The 23,933-nt window shown below is 54.7% G+C and carries 23 protein-coding genes and 1 pseudogene; 13 read left to right on the top strand and 11 right to left on the bottom strand.

Going from position 1 to position 23,933, the window contains the following annotated elements:
- Window positions 1-64: 64 nt before the first annotated feature.
- On the bottom strand, window positions 65-1,435 hold the full coding sequence (locus D3261_RS03585; RefSeq protein ID WP_120069004.1) for a diaminobutyrate--2-oxoglutarate transaminase family protein: 1,371 nt from the start codon (window positions 1,433-1,435) through the stop codon (window positions 65-67).
- Window positions 1,436-2,036: 601 nt separating this feature from the next.
- Between D3261_RS03585 and D3261_RS03590 the strand changes: the two genes are divergently transcribed.
- The 3 genes from D3261_RS03590 to D3261_RS03600 all read left to right on the top strand — a co-directional run bounded on the left by D3261_RS03590 (window position 2,037) and on the right by D3261_RS03600 (window position 4,404).
- Entirely contained in the window at window positions 2,037-2,819 is a 783-nt protein-coding gene (locus tag D3261_RS03590) for an SDR family NAD(P)-dependent oxidoreductase (RefSeq protein WP_120069006.1), read from the top strand.
- 47 nt (window positions 2,820-2,866) lie between these two features.
- Window positions 2,867-3,232: a cyclophilin-like fold protein gene (locus D3261_RS03595; protein WP_120069008.1), complete on the top strand. Its 366-nt coding sequence runs from the start codon at window positions 2,867-2,869 to the stop codon at window positions 3,230-3,232.
- A 515-nt stretch (window positions 3,233-3,747) separates the two neighbouring features.
- Window positions 3,748-4,404 (top strand): helix-turn-helix domain-containing protein, encoded by a 657-nt coding sequence (locus D3261_RS03600; RefSeq protein ID WP_120069011.1) that lies wholly within the window; start codon window positions 3,748-3,750, stop codon window positions 4,402-4,404.
- Window positions 4,405-4,486: 82 nt separating this feature from the next.
- Here D3261_RS03600 and D3261_RS03605 read toward each other — a convergent pair whose 3' ends face one another.
- Both D3261_RS03605 and D3261_RS03610 read right to left on the bottom strand, forming a co-directional pair.
- A complete protein-coding gene (locus tag D3261_RS03605) occupies window positions 4,487-5,491 on the bottom strand; it encodes an alpha/beta hydrolase (protein WP_120069013.1) in 1,005 nt (334 codons plus the stop codon).
- 410 nt (window positions 5,492-5,901) lie between these two features.
- Window positions 5,902-6,864, bottom strand: coding sequence for an oxidoreductase (locus tag D3261_RS03610; protein ID WP_120069016.1), 963 nt, complete (start codon window positions 6,862-6,864; stop codon window positions 5,902-5,904).
- Window positions 6,865-7,198: 334 nt separating this feature from the next.
- Between D3261_RS03610 and D3261_RS03615 the strand changes: the two genes are divergently transcribed.
- Window positions 7,199-7,606 carry a cupin domain-containing protein gene (locus D3261_RS03615; RefSeq protein WP_120069018.1) on the top strand — a complete coding sequence of 136 codons (408 nt, stop codon included), beginning with the start codon at window positions 7,199-7,201 and terminating at the stop codon, window positions 7,604-7,606.
- A gap of 64 nt (window positions 7,607-7,670) precedes the next feature.
- Window positions 7,671-7,915: pseudogene (locus D3261_RS21020) on the top strand (DUF2255 family protein).
- 240 nt (window positions 7,916-8,155) lie between these two features.
- Here the strand turns inward: D3261_RS21020 and D3261_RS03625 are convergent.
- The 3 genes from D3261_RS03625 to D3261_RS03635 all read right to left on the bottom strand — a co-directional run bounded on the left by D3261_RS03625 (window position 8,156) and on the right by D3261_RS03635 (window position 10,330).
- Window positions 8,156-8,779: a TetR/AcrR family transcriptional regulator gene (locus tag D3261_RS03625; RefSeq protein ID WP_120069020.1), complete on the bottom strand. Its 624-nt coding sequence runs from the start codon at window positions 8,777-8,779 to the stop codon at window positions 8,156-8,158.
- 87 nt (window positions 8,780-8,866) lie between these two features.
- Window positions 8,867-9,088 carry a hypothetical protein gene (locus D3261_RS03630; RefSeq protein ID WP_233553864.1) on the bottom strand — a complete coding sequence of 74 codons (222 nt, stop codon included), beginning with the start codon at window positions 9,086-9,088 and terminating at the stop codon, window positions 8,867-8,869.
- 183 nt (window positions 9,089-9,271) lie between these two features.
- Window positions 9,272-10,330 (bottom strand): glycosyl hydrolase, encoded by a 1,059-nt coding sequence (locus D3261_RS03635; protein ID WP_158589346.1) that lies wholly within the window; start codon window positions 10,328-10,330, stop codon window positions 9,272-9,274.
- 212 nt (window positions 10,331-10,542) lie between these two features.
- Here D3261_RS03635 and D3261_RS03640 point away from each other — a divergent pair, with 212 nt between their 5' ends.
- The 3 genes from D3261_RS03640 (at window position 10,543) to D3261_RS03650 (ending at window position 13,702) form a co-directional block, all read left to right on the top strand.
- Entirely contained in the window at window positions 10,543-11,178 is a 636-nt protein-coding gene (locus D3261_RS03640) for an NAD(P)-dependent oxidoreductase (protein WP_120069028.1), read from the top strand.
- Between the two features lie 274 nt (window positions 11,179-11,452).
- Window positions 11,453-12,109, top strand: a complete 657-nt coding sequence (locus D3261_RS03645; protein WP_120069256.1) for a lactate utilization protein — start codon at window positions 11,453-11,455, stop codon at window positions 12,107-12,109.
- Between the two features lie 72 nt (window positions 12,110-12,181).
- Window positions 12,182-13,702 (top strand): MATE family efflux transporter, encoded by a 1,521-nt coding sequence (locus D3261_RS03650; RefSeq protein WP_120069031.1) that lies wholly within the window; start codon window positions 12,182-12,184, stop codon window positions 13,700-13,702.
- A 646-nt stretch (window positions 13,703-14,348) separates the two neighbouring features.
- On the opposite strand, the gene D3261_RS03655 is transcribed toward D3261_RS03650, so the two are convergent.
- The 4 genes from D3261_RS03655 to D3261_RS03670 all read right to left on the bottom strand — a co-directional run bounded on the left by D3261_RS03655 (window position 14,349) and on the right by D3261_RS03670 (window position 17,140).
- Window positions 14,349-14,732, bottom strand: a complete 384-nt coding sequence (locus tag D3261_RS03655) for a DUF6220 domain-containing protein (protein WP_120069034.1) — start codon at window positions 14,730-14,732, stop codon at window positions 14,349-14,351.
- Between the two features lie 431 nt (window positions 14,733-15,163).
- On the bottom strand, window positions 15,164-15,445 hold the full coding sequence (locus D3261_RS03660) for a hypothetical protein (protein WP_120069037.1): 282 nt from the start codon (window positions 15,443-15,445) through the stop codon (window positions 15,164-15,166).
- On the bottom strand, window positions 15,442-15,819 hold the full coding sequence (locus tag D3261_RS03665; protein ID WP_120069040.1) for a helix-turn-helix domain-containing protein: 378 nt from the start codon (window positions 15,817-15,819) through the stop codon (window positions 15,442-15,444). The genes D3261_RS03660 and D3261_RS03665 overlap by 4 nt, the downstream gene beginning before the upstream one ends.
- Window positions 15,820-16,576: 757 nt before the next feature.
- A complete protein-coding gene (locus D3261_RS03670) occupies window positions 16,577-17,140 on the bottom strand; it encodes a plastocyanin/azurin family copper-binding protein (protein ID WP_120069042.1) in 564 nt (187 codons plus the stop codon).
- Window positions 17,141-17,622: 482 nt separating this feature from the next.
- On the opposite strand from D3261_RS03670, the gene D3261_RS03675 reads away from it, so the two are divergent.
- From D3261_RS03675 to D3261_RS03695, 5 genes are all read left to right on the top strand, one after another.
- A complete protein-coding gene (locus D3261_RS03675; protein ID WP_199693906.1) occupies window positions 17,623-18,837 on the top strand; it encodes an MFS transporter in 1,215 nt (404 codons plus the stop codon).
- 169 nt (window positions 18,838-19,006) lie between these two features.
- Window positions 19,007-19,711 carry an NAD(P)-binding oxidoreductase gene (locus D3261_RS03680; RefSeq protein WP_120069047.1) on the top strand — a complete coding sequence of 235 codons (705 nt, stop codon included), beginning with the start codon at window positions 19,007-19,009 and terminating at the stop codon, window positions 19,709-19,711.
- A gap of 367 nt (window positions 19,712-20,078) precedes the next feature.
- On the top strand, window positions 20,079-20,681 hold the full coding sequence (gene sod / locus D3261_RS03685) for a superoxide dismutase (RefSeq protein ID WP_120069049.1): 603 nt from the start codon (window positions 20,079-20,081) through the stop codon (window positions 20,679-20,681).
- Between the two features lie 163 nt (window positions 20,682-20,844).
- A complete protein-coding gene (locus D3261_RS03690; RefSeq protein ID WP_120069052.1) occupies window positions 20,845-21,930 on the top strand; it encodes a glycosyl hydrolase in 1,086 nt (361 codons plus the stop codon).
- A gap of 74 nt (window positions 21,931-22,004) precedes the next feature.
- Window positions 22,005-23,000, top strand: a complete 996-nt coding sequence (locus D3261_RS03695) for a glycosyl hydrolase (RefSeq protein ID WP_120069055.1) — start codon at window positions 22,005-22,007, stop codon at window positions 22,998-23,000.
- A 113-nt stretch (window positions 23,001-23,113) separates the two neighbouring features.
- On the opposite strand, the gene D3261_RS03700 is transcribed toward D3261_RS03695, so the two are convergent.
- Window positions 23,114-23,848 carry a tRNA-dihydrouridine synthase gene (locus tag D3261_RS03700; RefSeq protein WP_120069058.1) on the bottom strand — a complete coding sequence of 245 codons (735 nt, stop codon included), beginning with the start codon at window positions 23,846-23,848 and terminating at the stop codon, window positions 23,114-23,116.
- Between the last annotated feature and the right edge of the window lie 85 nt (window positions 23,849-23,933).

The raw sequence follows: 23,933 nt of genomic DNA on the forward strand, positions 1-23,933 counted from the left end.
CGGCACCATCACCGCTGCCGTCCTTCGCTGAGGATTTCTCCGGGGAGCTGAGCGGGTAAGGGGATCAATCGCCAAGTGTCGCCACAACACCCGCATCGAACCGCGTTCCAACATCATCGACTTCTGATTCTGTGATTACGAGCGGTGGAAGGAAGCGAACCGTCGCTCCCTCTCGTCCACCACGCTCGACGATCAGCCCTTTCTCGAAACATTTTCGCTGAATTGCTTCAGCGAGGGCGGCATCCGTCGGATAACTCCCGTCCGAGTTTTCTGCTGCACTTGGATTGACAATCTCCACACCGAGCATTAGTCCTCGTCCGCGCACTTCAGCCAGAGAAGGGTGGTTTTCGGCGGTTGATTTGAGTCGCTGCCGGAGCTGCTCTCCGACTCTGGTGACATGGCTTGGAACGTCATTCTCAACGATATACTCAAGTGCGGCGCGTCCAGCAGCCATCCCGAACTGATGGCCACGAAATGTTCCCACATGAGCCCCAGATGTCCACTCGTCGTAGCGTTCGTGATATACCAAGACTGACAGCGGAACACCGCCGCCGACAGCCTTCGAGAGGAGAATCGCATCAGGAATGATATCCGCGTGCTCGAAAGCGTACATCGACCCAGTCCGTCCGATGCCCGTCTGGATTTCGTCCACGATTAGCGGGACGCCATGTTCGCGAGTGATTCGACGCATTGACTGAAGCCACTCGTTAGGCGCGGGAACCGATCCACCCTCCCCCAGAACGGGTTCAATGATCATCGCTGCGGGGTCTTCAATGCCGGATAGCGGGTCGGAAAGCGCGGTTTCGACCTCCGTTGCGAGTGCCTGGTGCTCCTCCGGTCCACCAATGCCGAGAGGGGGCCGATAGCTGTTCGGATATGGAAAGTGATGCACGTGACCGGGAACTTCGACGTGTTCTCGTGGTTCGACGTCGCCCATCAGAGCAAGCGATCCCGCGGTCATCCCGTGGTAAGCACCACGGAAGGCTAGGACATCGCGGTTGCCGGTCGCGGTTTGCATGAGCTTCAGCGACGCTTCGACTGCGTCCGTCCCTGCTGGACTGCAGAACTGAACTCGAGCGTGCTCGGCGAACTCGTCGGGAAGCGTCGCGAACAATGTGTCGAGAAACGCGTCGCGCACAGGTGTCGTTAAATCGAGCGTGTGGCTAGGACTCTCACTTTCGAGCACTTCTTCGAGTGCATCAACGACGGCTGGATGGTTGTGACCAAGAGGGATCGACCCCGCACCAGCGAGGCAATCGTAATAGCGATTCCCCTCAACGTCGACAAGTTCTACTCCCGATGCCCGTTCGACAGCCATCGGGAGATATCGTGGGTAGGTCCGAGCGTTCGATTCGCGTGAGCGCTGTCGACCGAGATACGCTTCGTTTGATGGTACTCCGTCGGCTTCCGATCGGCGGTTAATTTCGTTGGTCATGGATATTCAGTGGTCAGTTGGAGTGGTCAAGCGTCAATTGAGCGAGACGATACGACCGTCTTTCCCCAAATCATGGGGTTGTCATGCTACTGCTTAGGATAGTTATGAAGCTCCCTGGTCGATCTCATAACAGATACGGTGCGAAGCGCTAGCCCGTGAATCAAGTGTACTGGCATCCCACCCAGAGCGTTTTTGTTTGCGGTGGCGGTGCCTTGACCGTGTCGAGCAGCTTGCAATAGCGACACCACTGTACTTTATTCATTGGTACGGTAACCTCTACACTCTCGCCCTAGGGTTGTAATTCGTCGATATGTGATGGCTGAATGGAGGTGGCGGCACGTAGTTCCCACTTGCAGAGACACTCCACTGACACCAGTTCTTGCAACGGCTGAGAGGCGTATCAGTTCGGCGCTATATCAAAAGTACAATTAAATGGGGGCGGCCGACTCACCTACCAATTGGTCCCGAACTATCCATTCACAACTGTGGCATCTGGAAATTCGTCTAGGCAAAGATTCGTTATCGAGCTCGAGGTGCTATTTAAACATAGCTTAAGAAAAGCATCGGCCTCAAATGCTCACAGAGCCACCATTTAGTTGCTATGTCAGCAGACCTTGAATCTGAGCTACTGAACGGAAAGACAGCCATTATCACCGGGGCAAGCAAGGGTATCGGCAAGGCCATCGGTGAACTTTTCGCCAATGAGGGAGCTTCTGTAGTGCTTACCGCACGCAACGAAGAGACCCTGAGCGAGACGGTAGACGGGATCACAGCCGATGGTGGAGAGGCTATCGGAGTCGTTGCGGATGCTGCTGATCCCAGTTCACCGGAGATGGTGTTCAACAGGGCGGTTGAGGAATTCGGTCAGGTGGATATCATGGTCAACAACGCTGGCTTCGGCGAGATGGTCTCCATTGAAGAGACAACGGATGAGCACTTTGAGGAAGTCCTTGGAGTCAATCTCTTCGGCGTCTTCCGTCATAGTCGCGAGGCAGTTCAGCACTTCCTACCGCGAGATGAGGGTGTGATCATAAATGTATCGTCAGTGAACGGTAATACACCTGTCAACGGCGTCTCCTACACCACCAGTAAAGGTGCCGTGAACACAATGACAAGGAACCTGGCCATGCGGTTCGCTGGCACTGGAATCCGCTGCAACGCGATCGCGCCCGGAGTAACCGAAACCGATGCTGCCGAGGCGTGGAAGAACGGAGAGCAAGAAGGTGGCGACGAGATGATGGAAGTCACGGAAAAATATGTGAATTTAGATGTCCCCGAAACGAAACCTCTTGATCAGGCATACGCCGCACTGTATTTAGCGAGTGACATGGGTAAGGCAGTATCCGGTCAGATCCTGCAGATCGATAACGGTGGATGGCTCTAGGTGGAACACTATGAACGACTAATGGCGAGCCACAAAATATCATAGACATGGAGATGCAACTGACATTCGGGGACGTGGTACTGGAGGGGACCTTACTTGAAAACCCGACGAGCCGTGACTTCTGCTCTCTGCTACCACTCACATTAACGCTCAGTGATTACGAAGCGACGGAGAAGGTAAGCGATCTCCCGAGTCATCTATCGACTGTTGACGCTCCAGACGGTATCAATCCAGATATTGGCGACATCACATACTATGCCCCCTGGGGAAATCTCGCGATATTCTACAGAGACTTCGACTACGCATCAGGACTCGTCAAGCTCGGTCACATCAAATCAGGGACTGAGATACTGGAGGATGTGAGCGGAGAGTTCACCGTCATTATTGAAGTCACAGATGAGCAGACGTCTTGACCGCTTTCTTATCCGACCCACCTAACTACGATAGTCCATAGGGACAAAGCACACACCGTTACGGGAGAAGGGATGGTCCTCATACTGAAATTGCTTCAGAGGCAGACCCTGAGAGACCGATTGTTAATAATTCCCCCTTGCGAGTTTCCATGATACAGGAAATCCGAGTCCAGGCTAGAATCAGCCATAGCTCAGACCAGATATAATTCAGCGCCTGACCGAATGGGGCGATGTTTGAGGACTCCTACATCCAACCCCATACATACTTAAACAAACTATAACAATAGCATCGAAGCCAAGCCATATGAGGTCCAAATCGGACATGGAACAAGCAATGGATATCAGTAGGGACCGTTCAAACCCCTCTACCGAGGAATCCGAGGCACACATAGTGGCAAGCATTCGAATCAACCCCGCATTCAGTACACGAGAAAAGATCCACACGGCGGCAAACGTCCCGCCCAGACTGAGCGGTTATATTTCATGGTCCACCCGCTCAGCAGCCAATACATAGTATGACGGTCACAACTAAATTTCTCCTCAGCGGACCTTCCCTCCCTCTTATTAGTCTCGCGGAATTGCTTCCATCGGGCCGGATCGAGTGCGTCGATGGTCTCTGTCTCGAACGCGACTCTCGAGTCTTTATTATTTATCTCGACACAACTGGCGACATCTCGACAGATGACCTGACCGCGTTTGAGGAGGTCGTCGACGCGACAGCCCTCGGTCGGTCGAGTGGTAAAGACGTCTACCGCATCACGGTCAAGTTGGATGACCTCATCTCGGAAGCTTTCGCTCCCGAAAGGTTCAGTACGTCACAGATGGCACCGACGGTCGTTACACCGAAAGGGTGGTACGAAAAGAAGCTTTTCGAGTGCGGTGGGGCGTTCGATGGGTTCATCGACCGCTGTGAGGATTACGGTATCTCGGTCGAATGCATCTCTATCGAGCAAAATTCCGCGTCAACCGGTGAATCATCACAGTACGGATTGACTAGCCGGCAATACGAAGCACTGACTCTGGCTATCCACCGTGGGTACTTCGAGAGTCCCCGACAGACCTCAACGAAAGAGCTGGCCGAGGAGATGGGCATCTCGCAACCCTCGATGTCGAGTCTCCTCCGCCGCGGTGAACGACAACTCCTCAATTCAACGCTCGGCTCAAGGCAATAATGGAAGCTAGATGAAAAGCACTCACCATCGCGTCACACCTCTGAAAGGCTCTCATTGGCTTATCTGTAATCAAAACGTTTGATCACCCGATGGTTCGGTCGAGAAATCGAGCGATGGCTGCTGGTCCTGCTATCGGGGTTCCCCTTATTAGCCGTTTACCAGTGGCACCCTCGTCAACATGTGTTGTCTGGCGAATCGATTGGGCAGGCGTCGGCTCTGCGGTGAGGCGATCCATCGCGTTACGCTCGGAATTGAGTTCCTCGCCCTCACGGACGAACGTATGGTCCACTCCGTACAGTTCATAGAAGGCAGCATCGACACTGTTCTCGTCGAGTGTCTCGAACAACCGTCGACTGTGTTCGACCGGACAAAGTCCGTCTTCTCGCCCATGTATGAGGAGCATCGGTGGGCTCTCCAGTGACACGTGCGTAATTGGACTTGCTGTCATATACGCGTCCTCGCGTTCGGATTTCGGCCCGCCGAGCAGGAGTGACGCCGGATGGGATTGATCGTCGGGACCACCCGAGAAATCCGTCGGCCCGTACCAGGAGACGACAGCCTGAATAGCGCTCGATTCGTGGGGCGCCACCGACTTCTCGAAGTCGGCGTCAGGGAAAGCGTCTCCTGCGAGGTCCGTGACGTCGTCGACGACCCCTGCGAGGAGAGCGAGATGGCCACCAGCCGATGCTCCCCATGTCGCGATTTGGGTCGCGTCGTAGCCGTACTCCTCGGCGTGTGCCCGGAGCCATCGGATCGATGCCTTCACGTCGACGAAATGGTTGGGGAAGTCGCCGCGCGGCACCGGATTCTCGGGGTCGACCTCGAACGGTAGTTTGGCCCCCTCAGGTATCTCAGAGAGCCGGTAGTCCACACTCGCGATGGCGATTCCCATCTCGGCGGCATATCGCTTCGGGTCTGGGATGTTGGTGCGTGTTTCCATTATCCACCCCCCACCGTGAAGATACACGACAAGCGAGGGCGCCTCAATATCAGGGACGTACAAATCAAGCTTGAGTTCGCCAGCGTCGCGGTGGGCATACGTGATGCCCTCGTACACCGACACGGCGACGTCATTTTTTCCCAGCATCGATAGCGTCCTCTGGCGACGTCATACGATGGCCACCTGGTTCCCCGTAGTCGTGAAAGCGTCCGGAATTGTGAGTGTACAGTCTGGGGCGGTAGTCGATCCGTTGTGGCGTACTGTTTCGATTAGTGATATGTTTCCAGTATCTATCATTCTGATACGGGAGACTATTGGGAGCCTATTTTGTTCATTCTAACTCTAACCTGCTAGTATCTACAAGTAGCGGTCCGCATTGGATTGACAAAAATGAGAGATGAAGCACCTTTCAGTCAGATGATCTCCAAGCGGACATTCTGGGATCGGTCTTTGATAGAAGTATCATACACTATCCCGAGCGCTTCGAGGCTCAAATTGAATTCAGTCATGATGCTCAGTCTGATATTGGCGTCTTCGTTCTAAAGCCGAGTATAGCTCTAATTCGGTCCAGGGAGTTCGAATGAAACGCCAGTGAGGTCCTCAGACACGTCCCAAAGGCGGCGGGCGAGTTCCTCATTGTAGGAACGCTCGCTCGATGGCTGGAGCATCGGGTCACCACGCATATTCATGAGTCCATCAGGGCCGACGTATTCACCACCCTCGATGCCAGGGTCAGTCGCAGCATAGACCATCGGCTCTGCACCACGTTCGGCACTCTGGGCGAGTATAGCGTTCATGAGGCTCATCAACCGAAGATCGAGGCGAAACCCACCCTGTTCGGCGCTGTAGTGCACGAGATTCGTCGTGGAGGCACCCGGGTGGCAGCCTAAGCTCTTCACGCTGGCTTTCGCGACGTGGAGGCGGCGGTCGAGCTCGTACGCGAAGAGGAGATTTGCGAGTTTCGACTGTCCGTATGCATCCCACGCGCTGTACGATTCCTCGCCCTGAAGATCATCGAAGTCTATCTCGCCGTTTCTGTGCCCAACGCTACTCTGCATGACGACACGTGACTCGCCCGTGGTCTGCTGCATGATCGGAAGGAGGTGGGCGGTGAGCGCGAAATGACCGAGGTAGTTTACGCCGAACTGGTACTCAAAGCCATCCGCCGTTTCTTGCCGTGGAATAGCCATCACACCTGCGTTGTTGCAGAGCACGTTGAGCCCATCATGTGTCGACTTGAACCACTCAGCGAACGCCGCGACCGAATCGAGATCGGCGAGGTCGAGTTCGTGCACCGTCAGCGATGCTCCCAGGAATTCTGATTCTATTTTTTGCTTTGCTTCCTCGCCACGTTCGATGCTCCGACATGCCATTACGATATGTGCGCCTTGCTCGGCGAGGGCTCTCGTCACCTCGAACCCAAGTCCGCTGTTTGCACCTGTGACTATGACTGTTCCAATGTGAGTAGAGGCACTTGGTACACCGTCGGTTGAACCGTTGTAGCCATATTTCTCAGACATTATCTATATCGACGTTACAAGATGAGATATTGGTTATGCTATCCAGTTAGCCCATATAAGTAGTAAAAAGTTTTTCCACTTCGGAGTCGTCTTCTTTACTCCCTTTTTGGCTACCTGACGGGAGCGTTCTCACTTGCGTAACGGTTGGCTACGCTGTTCACTTGTCGCAGTGAGTGCTGTTACTACACTTTGTATGAATTTGCTTTGTCCAAGTGAGTAAATTAGAGATATGACGGATCTATGATCGGTCCCACTCAAGATCACTTGAATGGGTTTACCCACTAGCACAGAGACCAAATCGTAGGGGGATCTAAATACAGATGAGGAAAATAGAATGGAAATAACACACGGCGCGTCACTTCCGTCTTACGAAGGGCCCAGCGACTACTTCACTGGAGACGTTCGAATTGACCCCTTGTTCAATCCACAAGATGAAGCCCGGGCTGCCGCAGCGAGCGTCACGTTCGAACCGGCTTCACGCACTGCATGGCACACTCACCCAATAGGGCAGCAGCTTGTCATTACGAGTGGTTTCGGACTTGTCCAGCGCGAAGATGGCGCGATTGAGGAAGTTCGTGCGGGCGACGTCGTCTGGTTTCCAGCGGACGAAAAACACTGGCACGGCGCACGACCGGAAAAAGCCATGACCCACATCGCAATCCAAGAACAACAGGATGGAGAGGCCGTCACATGGCTTGAACAAGTCACCAACGAAGAGTACAACCCGGAATCGAATAACTGATCGAGCGCCATACAGCTGAACCGTCATCCAACTATATTCCGCGAATTTCGATGTGAGGGCAACGATGAGTACATGGACAGAAGACGATCTCAGCGCCATCGCCGAATCCAACGACCTTCACATCGCCCCATTTCGGGAGGATGAGGAAACCTACGGCACTCCAACGTGGATCTGGTCTGTTCGAGTCGATGACGCCCTCTACGTGCGTCCTACAACGGGCAGGACTCCAGTTGGTATCAGGCTGCAGTACGAGAGAATGCGGGCCGAATTAAGGCCGCCAACATGACGAAAAAAGTCATCTTCCAATAGGTCGATGGCCCGATCAACGATTGTATCGATGATGCTTACCGAAACAAGTAGCAAAACAATTCGTATTCCGAAGTTGGGAAGGAGGATTATCTGTTCTTAAGGAGTGTCGAAAAGGTACTCGTTCGAGACATCTTTCTTCGCAATTTATAGAGCAATAACAGCTCCCTTTGAAAATGAATGAATACGACTGCTAATTTCTATCCAGATACCGCCTCCTCAACCAAGCGGTTCTGCCTTCGGTTAGTCTGCTTTTGGTTCGTTTAGCAGTGCTGGGAGGATTATGGCATTGAGGATTCTACGTCCATCTTCGATCGCTTCCTCGTCTCCAAGACATACTTTCCGCATACGAGACGTAGAGATGACATGCATAATTGCGGTTGCAAAGATGTCTGCATCGATATCCCGAAAGGTACCCTCCTCGATGCCTCTCTCAATGATGGTGATCAGAGTCGCTCTGAGATGGCGATAGTTCTCCATGTGTAATTTCTGATGGTGTGGGTAATGCTGTGCCTGTGAACGGAGTTCAATGAGTACCATAACGAATGCCCAGTGGTCGAAGTCCTCGATGTCTGGTCCATAGAGAAATTGCTGAATATAACTGTGTAGTTGTTGCTCGGGGTCAACATCATCCCCGACCGCGATACCACGCTCGTATTCCGCCAGCAGATATTTGAGGACCGCCTCAATGAGGTCATCTCTTCCGTCATAGTAATGATTGATGAGCTGGCGGCTCTTTCCGAAATACTCGTCGATGTCTCGAACACGAAGGCGACTATACCCGTGTTCGCATAACGCACGAGCGGTCGCTTGCATCAGGTCCTCGTAGGTGTCGTCGGGGATCTGTGGTTTACCGGTTGTCGTCATATCGAGTAGTTTCGTTCGAGGAGGTTAATCCAAATAACGATGGGGGATGTTCAGCCCAATCATTCATTGAGCTTACGCAAGGGGCGTTCATGCCTCCCCAGTGATCTCGTCCCACAGTAAGGGGTATTCCTCGATCCGTTCCCATCCCTCTGTTTCGTTGACATCCGCTTCCACAATTATGAGATCGTCGAAGTACTGGTCCAGTACTTCGCGTTCCATTGCGAGTGGTGGCGTGCAATAATCCTCCTCAACCCACAGCGCCTCTCCCGTCTCCGGGTCGAAGCGGAGATCGTTCAGTGATTTCGTCATCGCTCGACCGTACGGGTTCATCCGTTCGATCTCACTATTGTCGAGTCGCTTTCGGAGCGCGGGCAGTCGGCTGAATTTCGGGTGGGCCCGAACGAATCGATAAGCCATACCTATTCTATGAGGGATTCAATAATAAACGCGTGGCAATCCTTCGAACGAGGTATCTGGAGCACCCTGTCTCGATCAGACGATGGATAGCCCAGTAGGTCCAATGTTAGGTCCTCGACGACCAGGGAATGCTGAAGAGGGCTCCTCCCATTCGATGTCGAGTCGTTCCCATGTTTCACCTGCATCGTCCGACCGATATATCCCCCGATCTGTGAGGGTAAAGAACACCCCTGGCTCATCGTCGTTCGTTGCGAGAACGGGGACAACCGTCTCTTCAGGGTTCGGCAGGCCTTCCTGACACTGTGTCCAAGTTCTATCGGATTCGCGGCGGTAAATGTACGACTCGGAGACCTTAGGTACATGTGCTGTTTCGGGACTCGCTGCTGCGCTCACGAGGACACGACTCGGGTCCCCAGGATCGACGGCGAGTCCCCACAAATACTGATGATCGAGGCCATCGTTCGGCGTCGTCCACGTTTTTCCCCCATTGGCACTCTCATAGTACCCGTGTCCAGGGAAGATAAACCCTAATCCATCGGCTGCATAGAGCCGGTCCGGAGCATCGGCGTGCATTGCGATCGTATGGGCGTCACGCGGGCTCCCAGGAATTCGATCGGTCCATGTCTTACCGCGGTCGGGCGACTGGACGAATGCACCTTGTTCAACCGAGACGTATACTTGGTCGGGATTGTTCGGGTCGGTTTCGATCCAGCGGACATGATGAGTCTCGGGTCGTGGTGGATACGACCAATCCGGTTCTGAATGGAGGTCGGTCAATCCGGACTTTTCGGTCCACGTTTCACCGTCGTCCTCGGAGTAATAGATCGTACTTGGTTCGGTTCCAACCCACACACCTCCCCTTCCTCTAGTGTCCCCTCTTCTGTCCAAGGAGACCGATGTGACCCGTTCATGGGTGATCACATCCCCGATGCTTGACCAGCTCTCGCCACCGTCCGTCGTCCGCCAGAGACCATCCTCAGTGGTCCCACAGAAAGCGAGCTCCGGGTCCTCGGGGTCGGCCGCGACAGCACGTGGATACTTGCCGTGGAGGGCTGTCTCGACCACCCACTGATCCTCCTCTTGCGTTGCTGTGAGGAGCTGATCGGAGACTGTTGCATAGATCCGTTGGGCCATACCAGTACAATGAGAGATAGAGAACAAGTAGTTTTCCATTCGGAAAACGAGATGTGAGATCTGCAGATGTGGCACGGGAGTTCAGAAGATACATAAGCGCGTTTTCCGAACGGAAAACACGTATGGATTTACAACGATTCTGTCAGCAGAACCACCCTCGAGGAGAGGCCGTAAGCGGAATAATGACGAGTACGAGCGAGGGGGACTGATCGATGAAGGTAGTAGTCTTTGGAGCCACGGGACGGTCGGGACGAAGGGTGGTCAAGCGAGCGCTCGACGAAGGCCACGCAGTGACAGGGATCGCTCGAACCCCATCGAAAATGGAGCTAACCCACGCGCAACTCACGCTGGTACGGGGTGATGTCTTGAACTACGATTCGTTTGCGAATGTGTTCGAGGGACAGGACGCGATCATTTCCACTGTCGGTAAGGGAGAGCGGTTCGGTAGTGTCGAGTTGTACTCCGAAGGCATCGAGAACATCATTCGAGCAATGGAAACCTACGGCCTTTCGCGTCTCATCGCCATTACTAGTGGAGGCACATACCCTGGCTGGGACAGGAAGAATTCGATTTTCTACGAATTGCTTATCAAACGAGTCTTGCTGAGAGGAGAGTACACTGACATGAAGCGCATGGAAGACCGCATTATGGACACCAACTTGGAGTGGACGGTCGTTCGGCCGTCCGGGTTGACCGACGAGGAAGGAACCGGGGAGTATCGGGCGAAAGTCGGCTACAGTATCCCGGAGAGTAATACGACGACGCGGGACGATCTGGCCAAGTTCATCGTTGACGAGCTCGAGTCTAATCAGTTCGTGCGGGAAGGTGTCGCGGTCGTGAACGTTTGATATTAACCCACAACGGCACGTACTACGGAACGACCTATCTTGATCGCGAAAATGATATCGAGACGTTGCTTGAACCGCTTCGACGTTCGGAACCGACCGGTGTCGAGCGCTAATCCATGGATATCACTGTCGAGATAGACCGGCTCTAACGTCTCTTACCGGAGGCAGGTCTATATTGTGATAAGAGGGATTTCAGTCGCTACTATCCGAGGATGAGATGGTTCAATCCCGACACCTATTTACCGGTGTTTTCCATACGGAAAAGTAGATGAAAATGTCCGACCCGAACGCTAATCTGAAGGACACGATCTCGTATAGTAGTTCACTAGACGAAGTTCCATCTGATGCCGTGATCGAGACGACTGTAGAAAACCTAGAGGAACGGGGATTCTCGGTTGTCGTCACTGATTCAGCTGGCGAGGCCCTAGAAACGATCCGATCGCGAATTCCTGCCGACATGTCCGTCATGACGGGTCATTCGAACACTCTCGATGAGATCGGATTCATCGAATACCTCATGGATGGCGACCACAATTGGGAGAACCTTCGTGGGGAAATTCAGCGCATCGAGGACCGAGAGGAACGCCAACGTAGCCGTCGAACGGCACTGACAGCGGACTACTTCTTGGGCAGTGTCAATGCGGTCGCTCGAACTGGTGAACTGGTCGCAGCGGATCACGGAAGCGCGCGCATCGGTGCCTATCCCTACGCTGCTGAAAACCTCGTACTCGTCTCGGGTAGCAACAAAATCGTCCCCGACCTCAAGACGGCGAACGCTCGTCTCGAAAAGGTCGCGTATCCCCTGGAAGAGGCCCGAGCGGAGAAGGCTTACGGCACGGAGAGCTCCATTGGCAAACAGCTGATCTATCGACAGGAGATCATCAGGGGCCGAACAACAGTCGTCTTGATACGGGGACGATTCGGGTTCTAACATACTTCTAATGTACATGAGACGTAGCCTCCAGCAACTACTCGAACCGAGACGACACTATAGAGAAATACTATGAGCCGAGGACCGGGCCGCGATCGGTCGGTCGACCTCGTCGATGGCGCGTTGGTGAAACCACTCATCGTCCTCTCGATCCCGATCGTCCTTACCAATCTCCTGCAAGTCGGCTACAATCTCGCGGATACCTTTTGGGTCGGGCGGCTCGGCCAGGCGGCGGTGTCTGCAATCTCGTTTTCGTGGTCGATCATTTTTCTCATCATCAGTCTCGCGGCTGGCTTCACCGTTGCGGGCACAGTACTAGTCGCACAGAACAAAGGCGCAGGGAACGAGGACCGGATCGGTCATGTTGCGGGTCAAACAATCTCGTTCATCGTATTGCTGTCCGTGATTTTGTCGGGCAGTGGATACCTCTTCGCGCCGAACATGCTCCAGTTGGTCGGCGCGATTCCCGGAACAGAGGAGTATGTCTTGTCGTTGGAGTACACTCGGACCATGTTTCTCGGCATTCCGTTCGTCTTCGCATTTTTCATCTTTCAGTCGTTGCTACAAGGATGGGGGGATTCTCGGACGCCGCTGTATCTCATGCTGTTTGGGGTCATCCTCAACGTGCTCGCCGATCCCCTCTTTATTCTAGGCTTCGAGAACAACATCCTCTTTGGCGTACTCGGACTCGAATCGTTAGAAGAATCGCTGTATACGGTGACTGGATTCGCTGGCTGGGGTGTGCAGGGGGCCGCGCTAGCGACAATCAGCTCGCGGGGGATCGGAGCCGTTCTCGGTATTTGGCTCCTGCTATCCGGACGCGTGGGGATCTCCCTCTCGCTGGCTGATTTCAAGCTCCGCTCCAAGACCGTCCGAAAGATCATCGAAATTGGAACGCCCGCAAGCATCGAACAGAGTACCATCGCCCTCAGTACGACCGTCCTAACTGCCTTAGTCGCCATCGCTGGGGCCGAAGCCGTCGCTGCGTACGGGATCGGCACTCGCATTACATCGCTGATCGTGCTCCCCGCGATCGGGTTACAGCGTGGGGTCGAGGCTGCTGTCGGGCAGAACTTAGGGGCGAATCAATCGGAGCGAGCGGAACAGGGTGTCCTCGCCGCCGTCGGTATCATTGTCGCCTGTCTGGTCGTTCTGAGCGCAGCTATCTTCATGTCCGCAAGTACGATCGTTGGCGTGTTCGTCACTGGCGCGAGCTCCGCAGCGGTCATCGAACTCGGATCCGAATATCTACAGATCGTCGGTGTTACATACGTGTTTTTGGGCGCGTTTTACGTCGTTCAGGGCGGGTTTCGGGGGAGTGGCAGCACCCGGACCGCGATGCTATTCGCCATCCTCGGGTTCCTCGTATTCCGTGGGTTACTGGCATATCTCTTCGTCGAACCGCTCGCGCTCGGAGCGACCGGCGTTTGGTACGGGGAAGCGGTAGCAAACGTACTGATGGTACTGGCTGCCGGTCTCTACTTCTTGCGAGGGACTTGGAAGAAAGGCGTTGTCGATAATGCACCCGACAACGTCCAAAACGATGATTTGATCGGTAAGGAGAACCAGTCCGTTAGTGGTATCAAGGATTGATTGAACTCTGTCCTATTCTCGAGGAAGGATAGTCCATCTCTGAGACATCACGGATCGAGCGCAGTCGATGGAAACCATGGTCGTCGCGCGCTTCCTCTGCACGATTCACGTTTGAACTGAGCGCACGCGTTAGCATGACGACCGCCACGGCACCAAAAACGAGGTTGAGCGCAATGAGCCGATCGATGACCGGGCGCTTCGGCTCTCATGTGGCGGATTGCGTCGACATGTTCAGTTGCTATATTTATTTATATTCTCGCTCGAATCATAAATCTGTGTGAGCGGTACTCACCTGAAATAGCTCATCAAGCCGGGTATTAGGACGATCAGACAGTTGTTTGTCACAACTCATGAATTCCTTCTAGTCAAAGATCGCATTGTAGAACTGGTTTGAAGACCTATTCAGGGCTATTCATTTCGAACGTATCGTTGTCGCACAGAGGTCGTCGTTTGTGTTCGGACATAGGGTTCTTACCACCATTTTCTAGGCGGAAACAGGCTCAAATCCTTTCCAAATCTCGGTTCAGTGGAAAGATGCACATGACTCTGAGTGTGAGGTCATCTGACAGCATTTCTGTCGTCCGTGCACAATAAATCAGACCTGTGCCAGCATCCGTAGTCATCGACTGATGTTTTTTCTAAATCGTTACAATGGTGTGTCTATTCGTTCCCAAGATTCCTTCGCCATCCATAGCGTTAAGATCGACATGAAGATAGCATTAACAGGATGAATGGCTGAGACAAGCGACCCGAAATTTCCGGCCGTCATATACTGGATTCCAATGAGGATGAACAAGCCGAAAGGTGCGCCTATCAGCAGCCGTGGGAGCTGACCGACGTACCCGAAAACGAGCATTGGAAGAAGTAAGACTTCAATGAGGTGCACGAAACTCGTGTGGAGTTCCCAATGTTCCGGGTCGATGAATACTGCCATCCCAGCGATATACGTCTGTAAGAGAACGCCAGCGAAGAAGAGACCTGCCGCAATGAAATACCCGTATTGTGCACCGACAACTCGTTTTGCGGCCATTAGTGACTCCTCCCGGTTCGGCTATTACATGAGATCATTTCGAATCGGTAACCGATTCCATCAGGCATACTGATCGATGCGTGCCACGGACAGACACGGATGGCCCTGTCCTTTCAAAAGTGGATCCCAGAAAACTACCGGCACACATCGTCCTTCTGTGTGTGAGTGTATTATCATCTATCGCAGCGTCCATGGTTTTCCATATGGAAACTAGCGTAAGTATCTACTGAAATCATTAGTAGAGATGTGATAGTGCCCGCTATCAGGCCATAACTGACGTTGAATAGGGCCCAGCGAATTCGATAGCCACCATTGGTTCCATCCCGTCCACAACCCAGACACTCCACCAACCGATAGATTTCGGCATTCTACGTCCTATGCTGCGACCGAATTCTCCTCCTCACAACGGGTTTGCCTCGCTCTGGCTGGTTTCAACCTCGTTCAAGGTAAAGCGAGTATAGAATGATTGCAAGCCCACTACCAACGATAACGCTGTTGAGGAGGACACCCATTTCGAGGGAAACCCCGAAGAGTTGATCCGCGATACCTGCCAGCAGCGCACCAAACGTCATTACACCGAACCCGACCCCGAGTGCACGAAGTGAGGGCGCTCCCGTTTGGCGATACGCTTTATATGCGATAAACGTAATAGCGCTCCCGAGCAGCAGAATCATCGTCTTCACGACGACGATAGCCGTTTCCACCCAGATCATAGGTTGTTCCCCATCCTCGACCAGATATCCGCGAGGCGCTCTTCGGTCTTCCGCGCCGGTCGTTCGACCGTTACTGAGAAGTCGCCATCTTCGTTGACGGATATCTTCACGTCATTAAAATCTCGGGTATACTTCGTGGTTCGCCCTCCGCCGGGATTGATTGTGTCTCGTCCACGGACGAGCGACGCCTGACTGAGGCGTTCCAGTTTTCGGTACATTGTTGATTGAGGGATCTCACAGGTCTCGATGAGTTCGGTTGCGGTCATGGGTTCAGCTATTTCACGGAGGATATCGCGGCAGTCGTCGTCGTTCAGCGCATCGAGGACCCTTTGCAGTGATGGGGAGTCCTCAGACAACGCTGAATCATCTACCATCTTTCTGGTTTCGACGTAGGTTCGGGAGATAGGATTGGATTACGGTTCTTCCTCTTCCGGCGGACCATTGTATTGAATCCGGCATCATGTGTGAGTCTTATCGTCGACGCTCTCGGGGCAGCTCTTCTCGCGTGGTCCCACTGTCGAAGAACGCTCCCCATTCAGACACCCGGTCGACTGAGGCTGCGTCGCCCACCGGGGAGCATTCCCCGCAGATGGCCACACCGTGTTCGCCGTCGCGAACGGTCTGTCCATCACATTCTGGACACGATGACCGCGACCGAGATTCGGCGTGTGAGTGCTGTCCCTCTCTATGACCGTCCTCTTGTTTCAGTGGCGTATTCGTCATGAAGTCGGATCTCAAGTCTCTTCGCTCGCTCTGGCACAGTTGCGAGGGCACATCGAAAGAGGACGCGGTGGATTCCTGGGGGATGGGAATCCGTCAATCTGGCGTATGCGGTTCGAACAAACGCGAGATGGGACACACTTGGTTAATTGATCACAAGAACGATTGTCGGTGGGTAGCTTTTCAGATCTGACCGCTGCTACTTACAACAACAGTAGTATGCGAGTCACTATCTCGTTCGATCGTGACCTAGCGGTTCGATCTTTAGGTAAAATCCCCAGAGACTGATGAGGGTGATCCACAATGGAGACGACTCAATGATCCACCGTTTATGTCCTCATACAACCTTTCATATATCCCACTGCGAGAGTCATCCGTCGTTTGACTCCTCGCTATGCGAGGTCTGCTTAGTCAGTCCGAGAAGTCACTGTATGAGACCGTTCTCTGGTCGACGATCGTTTGGCTTTCAGGGACGTCGCCATCCTGGGGCATGCTCCCCTCAGCAGGACCACCGGGTTCGTTGACAACTACTCGACCGACCATGCCAAGGCTTTTGTGTGGTGTGCAGAAGTAATCGTAGGTTCCCGCCGTTTCAAAGGTATACTCAAAGGTCGCATTCGGTTGACTGAGAACTCCACTGTCCCATGCTTCAGCGCCGTCAGGAATACGTGTCACTGATGCCGACCCGGTTCCTTCCTGGTATGCTGTTGCGGAGTGACCGCCGCTGTCGTTCTCGAACGTAATCGTCTCGCCGGATTCGACGAAAAGCCCGATAGGATCGAAGTAGTATTCACTTCCTTCCGTTATCATCAGAATAGTATTCGTTTCTCCGTTTGACGATGAATTCGTATTCCCGGTTTCTCCAGAATCCGTATTTCCGTCTCCCCCTGCACTCGAACTGCTGCAGCCAGTCAGTCCAGTTAACCCACCGGTTGCCGCGAATCCAGCGACTTTCAAGATCTGTCGGCGATCCATAGTCGACCATGACCTGCCATATATAGACCGTTTTTCCGGATTCCCATATGCCAGGATTCCGTGGTTGATCATCCCTAAGGAAGGGGGGGGGATAGCAGTCCCTCCCCACCAGTCAAGACGAGTAAACTACCGCACATTTCATTTGCTGTGTCTGGATTGACCACTGGAGGCTCTTTCTATTGAGCGTCTGCACACCACTTCGAAACAGTCTTCAACCTGCTTTCCAAATGGAAAATGCTTGCTGACAATATGGAGAACACAAGACAGACCCCCGGCCCGATTAGAGTCGGCAATCAATTCTTTCCGACGGATACGATTTCTTCCAAGATACCGATTCATCCGGTCAGCTGTTCGGGAATGGATGACAACAATTGAACCAGTAGAATGAAATGTACAAATAGTAGCTCCCTACGATCGGGCTCAGGAAGAGACAGATGGTGATGGGTACCGATAATCGAGTTGTCGTACTGGGTATCGCCCGGATGGCCGATGCACTCGGGAACTCGTTTCTCATCGTTGTCCTCCCGTTATATATCGCGAGTGCCACCATTACCGGGGATGGCTTCGGGCTAACAGAGTCATTTATCACGGGACTCGTACTCGCTCTGTTCGGAATAGCCAGTAGCGTTGCCCAACCGATCGCCGGTCGACTCTCAGATCGTGCGGGACGGCGCAGAGCGTTCGTCATCGCCGGACTGCTTCTCCTTGCAGCCTCGAATTTCGCGTTTTCGCTCACTGGAGATTATACGGGACTACTCGCGGTTCGGGTGATCCAAGGGATCGGCGGCGCACTCACTATCACAGCCTCGATTGCGCTCGTCAACGAACTCAGTGCCAACGAGAACCGTGGCGGAAACATGGGGACGTACAATTCACTTCGACTGATCGGGTTCGGTGCGGGCCCGCTCGCTGCTGGTGTCGTCGTGGCCGCAGGTCCGTACCTACTCCCAATCGTCGGCGAAGTGAGTGGGTTCGACGCTGCGTTCTATATCGCGACCCTCTCGGCGCTGCTCAGCATTGCACTCGTGAGTGCTTTCGTTCACGATCCGGCGGAAACATCCCCGACATCCGACGAGTTGGCACTCGCAGTCAGGGCACGTGATGATCACGTCCTCGATCCGGTCTTCACGCTTGGGATGGCGACGCTGTTCATGTCGATGTGTATCGCACTGATCGCCCCGATCGAGGCACAGCTCAACACATACCTCGATCAGGGGCCGACATTGTTCGGGATCGAATTCGCAGCGCTGATCGTCACCCTCTCGCTCGTCCAGCCGCTGATCGGCCGAGTCAGTGATCGTTACGGGAGACGGGTGTTCATCATTATCGGCCTCGTGCTGCTGGTTCCGACGACAGTCGTTCAGGGCCTGGTCGTTGCTCCATGGCAGATGATCATCGCACGGCTGTTCCAAGGTGCGTCAGCCGCCATGGTGTTCGCACCCGCGCTCGCATTAGCCGGTGATCTCGCGAAGTCGGGCCAATCCGGCGCTCAGTTGTCGATGCTTACGGTCGCGTTCGGGCTTGGCATTTCGTTCGGTCAGCTCGCATCCGGTTTTTTGATACGGTACGGTTTCGTCACTCCTTTCGTCTTTGGTGCGGCGTTGGCCGCAATCGGAGTCATACTCGTCTACACACAGGTCGAAGAGACGACGGCGTCTAGTCAGATCGATGACTCCTCTGCACCTTCAACTAACTGACGACAGTACAACCCCCCCAGTCTCGCGGATCCGACTCTCCGAATAGCTCTATGTTGAGAACGGACTCATTCTTTGGAACGATTGCACGGGCGTATGTCGCCGCTCTCGGTTCGACTTCGGAAGGACTTAAGTCCATTTGCCGACTGGAAAACGATAGGAGAATCTTACTATGTCAGATCGCCCTGATCGGGTACTGGTGGCCGGAGCGAGCGGGAAGACTGGTCGAGAATTGCTTTCTTTGTTGCGCGAGCGTGAGTATACCGTTATCGCGCTCACGAGTTCATCCGAAAAATCCGAGACACTCAAAGTGATGGGTGCGGACGAAGTCGTTGTCGGCGATATCATGCGTCGCGCTGACGCGCGTCATGCTGTTGAGAGCTGCGATGCAATTTTATGTACGGTCGGTGCCTCGTCGCGACCGTCGATATTTTGGAGCGATCTCGTAGATGGGGTTGGCGTCGAGAACCTCGTCGACGCTGCGAGCGAGGCTGACGTCTCCCGATTCGTGCTCGCATCCGCGATCGGCGTCGGTTCCTCGAAGTCGGGCGCACCGGGATGGTTCCGATTACTCCTTGGGCGGGTTCTCACCGCTAAAAATGAGGGCGAGCGCCACCTGCAGGCTTCGGATCTCACGTACACGATCTTGCGGCCCGGAAGATTGACCGACGCCCCTGCAACTGGAGATGTCGTCGTTGGGGAGGGCGGGCCGACGGTAGCCGGATCGATCCCACGTGCTGACGTCGCCCGACTCATGGTCGCGGCCCTCAAAACACCAGACGCGACGAACCGGGTTTTCGAGATCGCTGCCCGGACGCAACTGCGTGGGCGGACTCAGGGTGTTGTTGAGATCGAATGGGCCGACGCAAGTTCGTGAACACCAGGAGATAATGTTAATCTCAGAGCTGATCTCATTCCCATTCATGATGAAAAATGAGTAATGGAGTCTCCCGTGGTGATGCCGGCCACGGTTGCCATCAACTACGATGTGGTTCGGCCACCAAGATTTGATGACCATACATCCTACTGCTAGGATGTGGTTTTCTATATGGAAAACAGAGCTATAAGTCCGGCGGAGTTCAACGCATGAAATGAGGATTATTTAATCAAGGTATGGAACGAATGCTGTTGCAGCTGTACTCATAGCATAGGTAATGATGTGAGATTGTGATAGCTTGGTTACCAAATTAGATTACAGGGAACGCTCATACTTCTCTCGCTCGTGGTCACTATTGTCGATACGAATGGCAGACTACGAACTTCCGTCGCTCCCATACGACTACGACGCGCTTGAACCGCATATCAGTGAACAGGTACTGACGTGGCACCATGATACCCATCATCAGGGCTATGTCAACGGCTGGAACAGTGCCGAAGAAACACTTGAGGAGAATCGGGAAAGTGGCGACTTCGGGTCTTCCGGGTCGGCACTGCGGAACGTGACCCACAACGGGTCGGGGCACATGCTCCACGACCTCTTCTGGAAGAACATGAGTCCGGAAGGGGGCAATGAGCCAACGGGAACGCTCGCTGATCGCATCGAACAAGACTTCGGCTCTTATGAAGCCTGGAAAGGCGAATTCGAGGCCGCGGCCTCCAACGCAAGCGGATGGGCACTCTTAGTCTATGACAGCTTCTCTGAAGAACTCCACAATGTAGTTGTGGACAAGCACGATCAGGGCGCGCTCTGGGGGAGCCACCCGATTCTCGCTCTCGATGTTTGGGAGCATTCGTACTACTACGACTACGGACCCGCCAGAGGCGACTTCATCGACGCGTTCTTTGAAGTCGTCGACTGGGACGAACCTACGGATCGCTACGACCAAGCTGTCGAGCTGTTTGAATAGCGAACCAACAAACCGTCTTTCCTGAGCACTGTTTATTCGATCGTGCTCAGCGAGGAATAGTCGCCCTCATAGAGCTATTCCCTTGTTGCAGCCACAAGAGCTTCGAACAGTCTCGCAAGATTGAGCAAAACAGAACGGATTCGGTGACCAAAGCAATACCAACATGACAACGCAAATTTACGCCGCATTGGACTACACCTTGCTCGTGATCGAGGAGCAGGGTGGGAATTGGGACATCAACCAACACTTCGACAGCAATGAACGTCCGTACGCCGTTGCCGTCGATCCATACGCTCCCGAGCGTGCGTACCTCGGGACGTTCAACGATGGACTCTGGCGAACAGTCGATGGTGGCGATTCTTGGTCACGGATTAGCTCCGAGTTCTCCTCGTCACGAGTTATGGCGGTCGCCGTCGCTGCGGAAGACCACTCACAGGACTATGGAACCGTCTATGCAGGGACGGAACCAAGCATGGTCTACCGATCGGATGACGGTGGGGACACATGGAGAGAATGTTCGGGACTCACCGACCTCGATTCGGCGACTGAGTGGTCATTCCCCGGACGTCCTGATACTCACCACGTTCGCTGGATCGAACCCGACCCGAACGACCCTGAACGGCTCTACGTCAGTATCGAAGCCGGAGCGGTGGTGACGACCCCCGACCGTGGTGAGACCTGGGTTGATGGTGTACCCGATGGACCATTCGATGCGCACACGCTCACGACTCACCCGGATGCACCGGGTCGAGTGTACGCCGCCGCGGGGGATGGTCAGGTAGAGGATGGCCATACCTACGGGGAAAGCACCGATGGCGGCGAGTCGTGGCTATATTCCGCCGACGGGATCGAACATACCTATGGGTGGGCCGTCGCAGTCGACCCCGGCAACCCGGACAGTCGTGTGCTAACGTCCTCGCTGGGTGCGGGGCGAGCACACGACGTTGAGGACGAAGCGATCCGAACGCACGACGAACCCAACGACCCCTACTCGGTCGCGTACCGACGACAGGGTGAGGAACCCTGGCAGCGATGTACGGAGGGCTTTCCGGACCCGACTGGGCTGTTCGTACCAGTGCTCGCCACGGTATCCGACGAGCCGAGGACGTTCTACGCCCTGACGAACCACGGTCTCTACCGCTCGACGGATTCCGGGGAATCATGGAACGAACTCGGCCTCTCGTGGAAGGACGAATACCGTGACCAGCAACCCCGAAACGTCGCTGCGACCAGCGTTCAAGACGCGTAACCGGTCGAAAAGGCATCACACCGAGAATAGCGTTCTCGACAAATCGCCCACACCGAACTCGGAATCATCGAATCATGACAGTGTTACTCGGAACATCGGACGGCGTCTATCGAGCAAAGAGCATCCCATTCGAAACCGTCGAACGGGTTCTCGACGCGGGGTTCATAACCGAGATACGAACCGCCGAGACCCCGGATGAGGTATTCGCGGCGACGACATCGGGGTTGTATCACTCGGTCGATAACGGCGAATCGTGGAACGACCTCGAAGTACCGACCGAGTCAGTGTGGTCGGTACGTGCAACGGCGACGGAGCTGTATGCAGGGACAGCACCGGCTCGCCTGTATCGCTCCACCGACCGTGGACGAACGTGGTCCGAAGTCGAAACCCTCCAAGAACAACCCTCACGGTCGAAGTGGACTGCTCCCGGTGATATCCCACCCCGGCTCCGTGGTCTCGGAATCCATCCGAGTGCTCCAGAGAGGATCGTCGTCGGCATTGAGGCTGGAAAACTGCATCTAAGCAACGATAGTGGAGAGAGCTGGGTCGAGCAGGACGATCCGGTTCCGGACGACGTCCACCACGTGCACATGCTCTCTCCGGAGGATTTCATCGTCTCGACCGGATATCTGGGCGTCGATGGAATACAATCGGGTGGTCTCTACCACACGGCAAACTGGGGTGAGGAGTGGTCCCGCCTCGACACCGACGACCGCCCGTACTTCCGGAAAGCGCTCGCTCACGACGGCCGCCTGTACGCTTCCGCAGCGTCCGACGCGCCGCCCGCCTGGGGCGGTGGTGCGGACGCAGTACTCTACGAGTCGGACGACACCGAATCGCTGATCGAGGTGGCCTATCCCGGTGGTCCGGAGGAAGTCGTCGACGCGTTGGCGGTTATCGATGGACAGGTGGTCGGAGGGACGGTCTTCAGAGCCGAGGAGAGCGACCGAGCGATCGACGCGGGGACGGCGGCTGGCACGAGCGGGAGCGTCTTGCAACGAACGACGGATGGCGAATGGCGGCGGATTGGGAGCGCTCCCGCAGGTATCCACTCGCTCGCTTCCATCTGAGACCGTAGCAGCGGTGGCTCGTTCAGAGAAGTATTTAGATCAGGTGAGAGGAACAAACGTTCGTTGAGGAGGACTCCAATCGGATGGTGGTCCTCGAGCGCACAGTAGTCGGCTCACTCCTGCTCCGATCCCCACTCGTCGACGGCGTTCCGCACCCGCTGCAGTACCCGTGGTATGGTGCTCGGCCGTCCAACACTAACTGCATCTGCGCCGTAATCGAAATACTCTCGGACCGTTTCCCGACCTCGAACGCCGTTGTTGGCGACGACAAAGAGGTCGGTTTCGGCTGCCACGTCGCTCACGACCGTCTCCGAGTCCATCGCATCGATGTGGATCATCTCGGCTCCGGCAGCTTCCACTCCTTTCGCCGTCTCGACGAGGTCGACATCGGGGACTTCGGCCCGCACTTTCACGCTAACGGCTGCATCAGTCACCGCGGCGGATTCGACGAACGTGGTCAAACGCTCGGTATCCGCGAGAAGGACCTCTCCACAGCCAGCAGCACAGAGTTCTCGTTGCCGGCAGTGCGCGTTCACTTCGAGGATCGCATCGTGGTCCGCACACACATCTGCAACATTCTGCAGAGGCTCGATCGTCGTCGTTCGGACGTTGACCCCGGGATAGGGGGGGACGTCAGCAAGCTGTTCGAGCTGCTGGTCGATGAATGCGACCGGATCGCTCGGGAGAAACTCGTTTCGGTTGCGGTCCTCGATGCTTTCACGTGCTGCGGCGCGGGCTTTTGCATCTATGGCTACGCCCCCGAGCAGTGCCCCATCTACGTAGGGAGCTGCCGTCCGGGCCCATTGGGCATCCGATCGCCCCGAGAGGGACGCCGCGAGCAGACCCATTGTGCTTCCCTCGGACATCGTTTAGGATCCGGTCCTCATGCAGATAGTGTCTGAAATACCCTGTAGTGGGTCCACCTCAGTACAG

It is taken from the genome of Halococcus sp. IIIV-5B, assembly GCF_003602035.1.
Lineage (GTDB): Archaea > Halobacteriota > Halobacteria > Halobacteriales > Halococcaceae > Halococcus > Halococcus salsus.